The organism is Amycolatopsis rhizosphaerae, from assembly GCF_007713715.1.
GTDB classification, from domain to species: domain Bacteria; phylum Actinomycetota; class Actinomycetes; order Mycobacteriales; family Pseudonocardiaceae; genus Amycolatopsis_E; species Amycolatopsis_E rhizosphaerae.
Genome location: NZ_VJWX01000503.1, coordinates 1 through 5,192, shown reverse-complemented (window position 1 = coordinate 5,192; position 5,192 = coordinate 1). Strand labels below are relative to the sequence as shown.

General features: G+C 71.8%; 4 protein-coding genes and 1 pseudogene. 2 read left to right on the top strand and 3 right to left on the bottom strand.

The window, feature by feature from the left end:
* The first annotated feature begins 130 nt into the window (after positions 1–130).
* Entirely contained in the window at positions 131–532 is a 402-nt protein-coding gene (locus FNH05_RS31660) for a nitroreductase family deazaflavin-dependent oxidoreductase (RefSeq protein ID WP_144592518.1), read from the top strand.
* Here FNH05_RS31660 and FNH05_RS31655 read toward each other — a convergent pair.
* From FNH05_RS31655 to FNH05_RS31645, 3 genes are all read right to left on the bottom strand, one after another.
* Positions 504–1,544, bottom strand: coding sequence for an LLM class F420-dependent oxidoreductase (locus FNH05_RS31655; RefSeq protein ID WP_144592520.1), 1,041 nt, complete (start codon positions 1,542–1,544; stop codon positions 504–506). The two genes, FNH05_RS31660 and FNH05_RS31655, sit on opposite strands and share 29 nt — an antisense overlap.
* A gap of 138 nt (positions 1,545–1,682) precedes the next feature.
* On the bottom strand, positions 1,683–3,248 hold the full coding sequence (locus FNH05_RS31650; protein ID WP_144592519.1) for a DUF885 domain-containing protein: 1,566 nt from the start codon (positions 3,246–3,248) through the stop codon (positions 1,683–1,685).
* 50 nt (positions 3,249–3,298) lie between these two features.
* Positions 3,299–4,963: a DUF885 domain-containing protein gene (locus tag FNH05_RS31645; protein ID WP_144592517.1), complete on the bottom strand. Its 1,665-nt coding sequence runs from the start codon at positions 4,961–4,963 to the stop codon at positions 3,299–3,301.
* A gap of 124 nt (positions 4,964–5,087) precedes the next feature.
* Here FNH05_RS31645 and FNH05_RS39570 point away from each other — a divergent pair.
* A pseudogene (locus FNH05_RS39570) lies at positions 5,088–5,192 on the top strand (AsnC family protein); the annotation flags it as partial.

Sequence of the window (5,192 nt, the reverse complement as noted above, 5' to 3'; positions counted from 1 at the left end):
AGGTGGGACTCGCCCATGCAAGGACCGACTTTGCCGGGGCCCCTGGCCGAATCGGCCGTGAGGGGCCCCTCACGGGCACCATAATTCACCCGGCGTTGATTTCCGGTGGGCGGACGGGCAGGCTGAAGGCATGGTGCTTTCGCGGAAAGTGGCCCGGTTCAACCGGGTGGCCACCAACCGGGTGGCCAGGCTGATCACCGGCAGGATGCCCGGATTCGGCACGATCGTGCATCGCGGGCGGCGCTCGGGGCGCGTCTACCGGACCCCCGTCAACGTCTTCGGCACGCCCACCGGGTACGTCGTCGCCCTCACCTACGGGCCGGACAGCGACTGGGTGCGCAACGTGCTGGCGGCCGGGGGCTGCGGGCTCGAAACCCGGGGCCGCACCGAGGAACTGACCGCCCCGCGCGTCGTGCACGACGAGGCGCGGTCGGCCATGCCGTTCATGCCGCGCCAGGTCCTGGGCCTGGCGCGGGTGACGGACTTTCTCTACGTGGACCGGGTCAGTCCAGCATCTCGCGCAGCTGGCTGACCACCTCGACGCGGCGCTGCACGCCCGGCTCGAGCAGGGTCGCCTGCAGCGTGGTCACCCCGGCCTCGGCGTAGGCCGCGAGCCGCTCCTTGACGTAGCTCGCCGGGCCGATCAGCGTGATCGCCTTGAGCAGGTCCTCGGGCACCGCGGCCGCGGCCTCGTCCTTCTTGCCGTCCAGGTACAGGTCCTGGATCTTCTTGGCCTCGGCCTCGTAGCCGTAACGGCAGGCCAGGTCGTTGTAGAAGTTCTTGCCGCGCGCCCCCATGCCGCCGACGTAGAGCGCCACCATCGGGCGGATCCAGTCGATCATGTGGCCGACGTCCTCGCCGATCGCGACCGGGGCGCCCACCACCACGTCGAGCTCGCCCAGCGAGGGGTCGCGTTTGGCCTTGCCCTCGGCGAGCGAGGCACCCCAGATGGAATCGGCCTTCTCCGGGTGGAAGAAGATCGGCTCCCAGCCCTCGGCGATCTCGGCGGTCATCGCCACGTTCTTCGGGCCGAGCGAGGCCAGCACGATCGGGATGCGCTCCCGCACCGGCTGGTTGATCAGCTTCAGCGGCTTGCCCAGCCCGGTGCCCTTGTCGGCGGGCAGCGGGATCTGGTAGTAGCGGCCCTCGTGGACGACTCGCTCGCGGCGCCACACCTGGCGGCAGATGTCCACGATCTCCCGGGTCCGGCCCAGCGGCGCGTCGTAGCGCACCCCGTGGAAGCCCTCGATCACCTGGGGACCCGAGGCGCCCATCCCGAGGGTGAACCGGCCACCGGAGACGAAGTCGAGCCCGGCCGCGGTCATCGCGGTGAGGGTGGGCGTGCGGGTGTAGATCTGCAGGATGCCCGAGGCGAGCTCGACCCGTTCGGTCCTGGCGGCGAGATAGCCGAGCTGGCTGACCGCGTCGAACGAGTAGGCCTCCGGCACGAACACGATGTCCAGCCCGGCCTTTTCGAGCTCGACGATGTCCGCCACGCTCTCCGCGAAACCTCCGGCGTAGGAGATCTGGGTGCCGATGCGCATCATTGCCGCCTTCCCACAGGTGAGCGCCCGCTTAGTCGATGCTCACCCTACACGGCCGCGGCGCATATCGCGCGCCCCAGCCGCCCGCGCCTGTCCGGCCGGGCGCGGGCCCGCCCCCCGGGTGTGAGGCGAGAGGCGTCAGGATTGCCCGCGCGTCCAGGTTTCGACGACGGTGCCGAGCACGGACAGCGGCAGGTTGCCCCCGCCGAGCACGATGTCGTGGAAGTCCCGGATGTCGAACTTCCCGCCCAGCGCCCGTTCCGCCTCGTCGCGGATCCGCAGGATCTCCAGGCGCCCCACCATGTACGACAGTGCCTGGCCCGGGCAGCCCGCGTAGCGGTCGATTTCCGCCTCGATCTCCATCGGGGCCATGGGCGTGTGCTCGGTGAGGTAGTCCACCGCCTGCCGGCGGCTCCAGCCCAGCGCGTGCAGGCCCGTGTCGACCACCAGGCGGCCCGCCCGCATCGAGTCCTGGGTCAGCATGCCGAGCCTGGCCAGATCGGAGGTGTACAGGCCCATCTCGTCGGCGAGCCGTTCCGCGTAGAGGCCCCAGCCCTCGACGAAGGCGTTGACGTCGGCGATCCGGCGCAGCAGCGGGAGCCCGGACAGCCCCTGGGCGAGCGAGATCTGGAAGTGGTGCCCCGGCACGGCTTCGTGGTAGGCGATGGCCTCGGCCGTGTGCCGGAACCGTTGTTCCGCCTGGAAGGTGTTGGCGTAGTAGGTGCCGGGGCGCGACCCGTCCAGCGCGGGTTCGATGTAGTACGCGATGGTGCCGCCGTCGGCGTCGCCCTCCGGCACGGCGCTGACCTCGCATCGCCGCTCCGGCACGGTGCGGAACCAGCGGGGGGCCGCCTCCTCGGCCCGGCGGATCGCCGTCCTCGCCGAGGCGAGCAGTTCCTCACCGCTGCTCCAGCGCAGCGCCGGGTCGGTCCGCAGGCGGTGGAAGATCTCCGGCAGTTCGGTGGTGCCGAACACCCGTGAGCCGAGTTCCCGGTATTCCTCCCCCAGCGATTCGATCAATGCCAGCCCGGTTTCGTGCAGTTCCCGCGCGCTCCGGCCGGTGGTGGTGTGCACCCGGATCAGACCCTGGTACCGCTGCTCACCGCCGGGCTGCCAGCACAGTCCCGCCCGTTCCGCGGGCAGGGACCGGGGTTTCACCTCGGTGGCCAGGAAGTCCCGGTAGCGGCGCAGCGCGGGCCGGACCGCCCCGGTCAGCAACCGGTCGCGCTCCGCGGCGAATCCGGGCACGTCGGCGTCGAGCCGCAACGGACCCGCGGCCGGATCGGCGAGGAAACGGTCGAAGTAGGCAATGGCCATGTCCACCAGGAAGCCCGGCGGCACCAGTTCCCCGCGCTGCCTCTCGATCACCTGGTCCACAAAGGACGGCAGCGCGGCCAGGCGGGTGAGGAATCCCTTGGCGCGGTCCGGATCGGTCAGTTTCGTCAGCGAGAGGTCCAGCAGCACGCGCTGCACGGGCGCGTCGAAGGAATCGCTGACCAGGAACTCGGGCAGCCGCGCGTCGAGCAGGTCGACCGCCGCCTGGGCCTGCTGGATCACCACCTGCCGCGTCACCGCATCACCCTCGGCCCCGGCCGCGCGCCGGGCCAGGTCCGAATACCGGGCGCGCAGCCGCCCCTCCGTCTCCATGCCGAGATCCGGCAGCCGGTCGTGCTCACCGGGCAGCCCCAGCACGGACGCCCGCATCGGGTTCGCGTCGAAGGCGATCCCGAGGAACTCCTCGGCGAGATCGTCGATCACGAAGCCACGCTCCGCACCCAGTCCTCCACCACGGCGTCGAGCACCGACATCGGCAGGGCGCCACCGCCGAGCACCACGTCGTGGAAGGCGCGGATGTCGAACTTCTCGCCGAGCGCGTCCGCGGCCTTCCGCCGGATCCGCAGGATTTCCAGGCGCCCCACCATGTACGACAGCGCCTGCCCCGGATAGGCGATGTAGCGGTCGACCTCGGACTCGATCTCCACCTTCGGCATCGGTGTGTGCTCGGTGAGGTAGTCCACGGCCTGCTGCCTGCTCCAGCCCTTGGCGTGCAGCCCGGTGTCGACCACCAGCCTGCCCGCGCGCATCGAGTCCACGGTGAGCATGCCCAGCAGGGCCAGGTCCCCGGAGTACAGGCCCATCTCGTGCGCCAGGCGCTCGGTGTAGAGCCCCCACCCCTCGGTGTAGGCGTTGAACTCGCCGATCCGGTGCAGCAACGGGAGGTCGGTCAGGCCGAGCTGGGTGGACAGCTGGAAGTGGTGCCCGGGAATGGCCTCGTGGAAGGCGATCACCTCGGCGGTGTGCCGGAACCGTTCGGAGACCTGGTGGGTGTTGGCGAAGTAGGTGCCCGGCCGGGATCCGTCCATGGCGGGCGGCAGGTAGTAGGCGGCGGGCCCGCCCGGTGCCTCGGCGGCCGGGACCGGCTCCACCACCCACGGGTGCGGCGGGATCCGGCCGAACCAGCGCGGGGCGGCCTCGGCGGCACGCTCGATCGCCGACCGCGCCGTGTCCAGCAGCTCGCCGGCGTCCTTCCAGCGCAGCTCGGGATCCGTGCGCAGCCGCTCGAAGATCTCCGGCAGGGCGCTGGTGCCGAAGACCCGCGAGCCGATCTCGGCGTACTCGCGGGCGAGGTCGTCGATGAGCCGCAGCCCGGTCTCGTGCAGGTCCTCCGGGGTGCGGTCGGTGGTCGTGTGGACGCGCGCCGCGGCGGCGTACATCTCCTCGCCGCCGGGCAGCCAGCACAGGCCCGGCTTGTCCAGCGGGCGGCCGTGCGGCGCGATTTCCCGGTCCAGGACGTCGCGATAGGCGGCGAAGGCCGGGTGGACCACGCTCTTGATCAGCTCCGCGCGACGCGCGGTGAGCTCGTCGGACGGTAGGGGCCGGCGTTGCAGCGGGTCGGCGGCGGGATCCGCGGCGCCCGCGAGATAGCGGTCCAGGTGCGCGATCGCGGCGGCCACCAGATGCGCCACGGGTACCCGCCCGGCGGCCACTCCGGCGCGATGACGGTCGGCGGCCTGTTCCAGGTGCCGCGGGATCGCGGCGAGCCGTCCGAGCTGCCGCTCGGCCTGCTCGGGGGTGGTCACGCCGACCATCGGCAGGATCGTGAGCAGACTGACCGCGGGCGCGACGAACAGGTCGGTCACGGTGTACTCGGCGGCGTGCGTGGCGAGCCGGTCGAGGATGCCGCGTGCCTGGGCCACCAGCACGTCGCGGGTCACCCGGTCCTGCGCCGTTTCCGGCTCCAGCGCGCCTGCCCGGCGGAGGAACTCCTCCAGCGTCGCCCGCTGCTCCTCCTCGGCGGCTTCGGTGAGTTCGGCGAGCCCCTCCCGGTCGGAGTCGATCCCCAGCACGGCGGGCCACAACGGTTCGGCGTCGAAAAGCGCTTCCACGAACTCGTCGGCCAGTTCGGCAACCTCGGTCATGGCGCCAGCCTAGAGCGCGGAGCGGCCATGCCGCCGGGGTTTTCCCCGGGCCGCGGCGGTTCGCCACGCCCCAGCGGCACCACATGAGTCCCGCGCCCGGGGGCACGCGGTAGCGTTCCGGGTTGTGGCCGTGACCGATCCCGTGGATGCCCGCCTGCTCGCCGCGCTGGCCGACCTGGGCAAGGCCGCCGTACACGAACTCGCGGCCCGGGTCGGGATGGACCCGCGC

Excerpts from the sequence above, each read along its gene's own strand:
- FNH05_RS31660 (WP_144592518.1), top strand. The coding sequence starts at position 131 with ATGGTGCTTTCGCGGAAAGTGGCCCGGTTCAACCGGGTGGCCACCAAC.
- FNH05_RS31655 (WP_144592520.1), bottom strand. The coding sequence starts at position 1,544 with ATGCGCATCGGCACCCAGATCTCCTACGCCGGAGGTTTCGCGGAGAGC.
- FNH05_RS31650 (WP_144592519.1), bottom strand. The coding sequence starts at position 3,248 with ATGCGGGCGTCCGTGCTGGGGCTGCCCGGTGAGCACGACCGGCTGCCG.
- FNH05_RS31645 (WP_144592517.1), bottom strand. The coding sequence starts at position 4,963 with ATGACCGAGGTTGCCGAACTGGCCGACGAGTTCGTGGAAGCGCTTTTC.